The 3,224-nt window shown below is 76.2% G+C and carries 2 protein-coding genes; both read right to left on the bottom strand.

What is annotated here, in order from left to right:
- Positions 1–183: 183 nt before the first annotated feature.
- The gene (locus tag HCJ92_RS23220) at positions 184–687 is read right to left on the bottom strand and encodes a GNAT family N-acetyltransferase (RefSeq protein ID WP_167935573.1); all 504 of its coding nucleotides are present in this window, start codon (positions 685–687) and stop codon (positions 184–186) included.
- Positions 688–1,219: 532 nt separating this feature from the next.
- A partial coding sequence (locus HCJ92_RS23215) for an FAD-binding and (Fe-S)-binding domain-containing protein (protein ID WP_209311504.1) occupies positions 1,220–3,224 on the bottom strand: 2,005 nt, incomplete at its 5' end.

Genomic DNA, 3,224 nt, shown 5'->3' with positions numbered 1-3,224 from the left:
GTGGCGTCCGGTGACGACGTCCCCGCCACGTACTCACGCCCCCGACTCCCCGGAACGCTCGCATCACGCCCGCACCGCGAACTGCGGGGCGTGACCGTCGTGAACCTCCGACTCCCGGGCGCGAGCGGTGGCCGCGCGCCACCGGCCCCGGGCCGGGCGTTCGCGGGTCAGGCCCCCGCGGCCTCAGCCGGGGCGCCTCTCCCTCGGCGCGGCGCCCTCGGCAAGCGCCGTCAGCGCGTCACCGGTCACCCGCTGCACCGTCCACTCGTCCATCGGCTCGGCCCCGATCGACCGGTAGAAGCCGATGGCTGGCTCGTTCCAGTCCAGCACCCACCACTCCAACCGCCGGTAGCCGCGCTCCACGCAGATCCGCGCCAGCGTCGCCAGCAGCGCCCGCCCGTGGCCGCCGCCGCGCGCCTCGGGCCGGACGTAGAGGTCCTCCAGGTAGACGCCGTGCGTACCGGTCCAGGTGGAGTAGTTGCGGAACCACAGCGCGAACCCGACGGGCACCCCGGACTCAGCGCCCTCCGCGACCAGCGCGAACACCGCCGGCTGCGGCCCGAAGAGGGCCTCCCGGAGCTGCTCCTCGGTGGCCTCGACCTCGTGTTCGGCCTTCTCGTAGGCGGCCAGCTCCCGGATCATCGCGTGGATGGCGGGAACGTCGGTTTCGGTGGCGGTGCGGATCATGCGGGCAGCGTAGCGCCGGGGGCGGCAGCCCCCTGAACGCTCACGCGACGTCCCCGCCACAGGGCGAGCCTCGCCCCGGACCGAACTCGCCCGCGGTCCCGCGCCTGTGTGGAGCGTCGTCCACCCCGGCGTCCCCGGCGTCATCGCCGCGACCGGCGGGCGTCGGCCTGGGCCCCGAGCGCGGTCATGATGCGCGCGCCTCTCTCGCGGCACCGGGAACCTGGGAGGGGTCGCGGTCCTGGACGTCCTCGCCCGGGCCCTGGCCGCCCCTCGCACCCACCGGTCCCGGGGCTGTTGGTCGTCCGTGGTCCCGGCTGCGCCACCGCGCTGCACCTGACCAGGGGCCGGGAGTGACCCGACCCCGCCTCCGGCTCGCGCCGAGAGGCGCGGCGGCGGGGTCGCCAGTCCGGGGGCGGCGGACGGGCGCTGTCACGGCGCCCGTCCGGTGCGGTCGGCTCGTTCGGCGCCGCCCCCGGTCGGAACCGGGGGCGGGCGCCCCCGGCAGGCGGGACAGAACGAGGCACGCCGGCTCTCAGCCTGCGCGCCCCGCCGCAGGCCGCTCCGACAGGTGTTCGGCCAGTACCTCGGCGAGGTGGCGGGAGCGGTGGCCGCCGAGCTGGTCGAGCTGGGTGCGGCAGGAGTAGCCGTCCGCGAGGACGACGGTCCCGGGCGGCGCCTCGCGGACCGCGGGCAGCAGCTGCTCCTCGGCGCAGCTGACGGAGACCTCGTAGTGGCCCTTCTCGAACCCGAAGTTGCCGGCGAGGCCGCAGCAGCCGCCGGAGAGGTCGCCGGTGAGCCCCGCCGCCTCGCGCAGCCGGCGTTCGGGGTCGTCACCGAGCACGGCGTGCTGGTGGCAGTGGGTCTGACCGGCGACGGGTCTGTCGATCCGCGGCGGGTGCCAGTCGGGGGCGAACTCCTCCAGGGTCGCCGCGAAGGTGCGGGTGGCCACGGCGAGTCGGGCCGCGCGCGGGTCGTCCGGCAGGAGTTCGGGCAGGTCGGTGCGGAGCGCGGCAGCGCACGGTGGCTCCAGCACGGTGACCGGGAGGCCGGCGTCCAGGGCGGGTTCCAGGACGTCGAGGGTGCGTCGCATGACGGCGCGGGCCCGGTCCAGCTGGCCGGTGGAGACATAGGTGAGGCCGCAGCAGACCGGCCCCTCGGGGAGTGCGGACGTCAGCCCGGCGTCCGCCAGTACGGCCCGCGCCGCGTGCCCGGCCTCCGGTGCGAGGTAGTTGGTGAAGGTGTCCGGGAGCAGCAGCAGGTCGGCGGCGGGCCCGTCGCCGCCGCCGGGGAGCGGGGCGCCCGGACCGGTGGTGCGGGTGAACGGCGCGGTGGCGATCGGCGGGATCGGCCGTTCGGGGGTGAGGCCGCCGAGCCGTTTGGCGAGTGCGGCCAGCGGGGGCACGGCCGCGAGGGCGTTGGCGGGGCGGGCCAGGCGGAGCGCGGCGGTCAGGCGGAGCCAGTCCGGCAGCCGGCCCATGGCGTAGTGGGCGGCCGGGCGGAGCCGTCCGCGGTAGTGCTGGTGGAGGAACTCGGCCTTGTAGGTGGCCATGTCGACGTTGACGGGGCAGTCGGAGCGGCAGCCCTTGCAGGAGAGGCAGAGGTCGAGCGCATCGTGGACCTCGCGGGAGCGCCAGCCGTCGGTGACGACCTCCCCGGCGAGCATCTCGTGCAGCAGTCGGGCCCGGCCGCGGGTGGAGTGCTTCTCCTCGCGGGTCACGCGGTAGGAGGGGCACATCACGCCGGCGCCCGGCTCGGTGTCGCGGCACTTGGCTACACCGACGCAGCGGCGCACGGCGGCGGTGAAGTCGCCGCCGTCCTCCGGGTAGCCGAAGGCGACGGGGACGGGCCCGCGGGGCAGCGGGGCGAACCGCAGGTGGTCGTCGATGGCGGCCGGCCGGGCGAGGACGCCGGGGTTGAGGCCGTTGTCGGGGTCCCACTGGTCCTTGAAGCGGTGGAAGAGGCCGACCATCTCCTCGCCGTACATCCGGGGCAGCAGTTCGGCGCGGGCGAGGCCGTCGCCGTGTTCGCCGGAGAGGGAGCCGCCGTGGGCGGTGACGAGATCGGCGAGGTCGAGGGAGAAGGCGCGGAACCGTGCGATGCCGGGGGCGGTCAGCAGGTCGAAGTCGATGCGGACGTGGATGCAGCCGTCCCCGAAGTGGCCGTAGGGCAGGCCGCGGAGCCCGTACTCGGCGAGCAGTGCGCGGAACTCCGTGAGGTAGGCGCCGAGACGGGCCGGGGGGACGGCGCAGTCCTCCCAGCCGGGCCACGCCTCGCTGCCGTCGGCGGTGCGGGTGGCGGTCCCGGAGGCGTCCTCGCGGACGCGCCAGAGGGCGCGCTGGTCGCGCGGGTCGGTGACGACGGTCTCACCGGTGGTGGCGCCGGTGGCGGCGCGGCAGACGCGGCGGGCGGCCTCGGCGGCCTCCGCGGGGTCGGCCCCGACCCCTCCACCCACAGCCGCTGCACCCTCGGCGGGATGATCGCCAACAACTCCTGCGGTTCGCACTCCGTCGCCTGGGGCACCACGGCCGACAACGTCG

Origin of the sequence: Streptomyces spiramenti, from assembly GCF_012034385.1 — a bacterium.
Lineage (GTDB): Bacteria > Actinomycetota > Actinomycetes > Streptomycetales > Streptomycetaceae > Streptomyces > Streptomyces spiramenti.
This window is presented reverse-complemented; position numbering and strand designations above follow the sequence as displayed.